This window comes from Acidiplasma aeolicum, assembly GCF_001402945.1.
In the GTDB taxonomy this organism is placed as follows: domain Archaea; phylum Thermoplasmatota; class Thermoplasmata; order Thermoplasmatales; family Thermoplasmataceae; genus Acidiplasma; species Acidiplasma aeolicum.
Window position 1 is genome coordinate 1 of sequence record NZ_LKBG01000170.1, and the last position, 911, is coordinate 911.

General features: G+C 32.1%; 2 protein-coding genes. Both read right to left on the reverse strand.

Going from position 1 to position 911, the window contains the following annotated elements; translation table 11 throughout:
* The coding region (locus AOG54_RS04110; RefSeq protein WP_156324195.1) for an FAD-dependent oxidoreductase at positions 1 to 781 on the reverse strand (781 nt) is incomplete at its 3' end.
* A gap of 11 nt (positions 782 to 792) precedes the next feature.
* Positions 793 to 876 (reverse strand): FAD-dependent oxidoreductase, encoded by an 84-nt coding sequence (locus AOG54_RS10240; protein WP_156150322.1) that lies wholly within the window; start codon positions 874 to 876, stop codon positions 793 to 795.
* Between the last annotated feature and the right edge of the window lie 35 nt (positions 877 to 911).

Sequence of the window (911 nt, forward strand, 5' to 3'; positions counted from 1 at the left end):
GTTTTGGTGGCATTGGTGTTTCATTTGTTTCTGTTACAACGTCAAGAACCACAGGACCATTATATGAAAAGAACTCATCCAGTTTGGAATCCAGTTCAGACACACTGTTAACCCTTATACCTTTTATTCCCACAGATTCAGCAAGCTTTGAAAAATCTGGATTGTATAAATCGACGCCATATTCTGGATATCCCATAACCTCCTCCTCAAGCTTTATCATTCCGAGTATATGATTATCGTACACTATTAATTTAACAGGCAGGTTGTATTTTTTCATCGTTATTAACTCCATTGATGTCATTGCAAAGCTGCCATCTCCTATTATTCCGTAGACCTTTTTGCCTGATGCAAAGGCCAGCCATATGCTTCCCGGTATTCCCGCACCCATTTCAATTAATTCATTATAATAAAATTTTGATAGTAAATCCGGCTCTATTATGCCTGCATTTTCATCCAGTATTGCTGTTTTTATTGAATCTATATCCATTATATTCTTTGTCTCATTATCTATATTTATATTAAAAAATTCTGATAAATCATCGTATATTATCCTTGAATTTGGATATTTTGAAACAAAATCATTTCCGTATTCTTTATCAAATAAAAATAAATAACCGCAAAACTTCATTCCAATATCAATGTTTAAATCATTCTGCAAATGCCTATAAAAATTTATCGATGCCTGTGCCATTACCTGGTTTTCTCTTAATGAGAAAAAATCCCTGAATGCAGCAGCACTTTTTGCTGTATTACCCTGTGAGAATGTTTTAAATTTATCCACAATAAGTATTTTTAATGATGGATTATCCTTTTTAAATGGTATGCAGAGCTTAATCCTGTAATTCCGGCACCTATAACAATAATATCATATTTCATAGTAAAGAAAAATCAAAACTTTATATAAATATATC

What these genes read in the sequence shown, in the direction of transcription:
- AOG54_RS10240 (WP_156150322.1), bottom strand. Translation starts at nt 876, where the DNA reads ATGAAATATGATATTATTGTTATAGGTGCCGGAATTACAGGATTAAGC.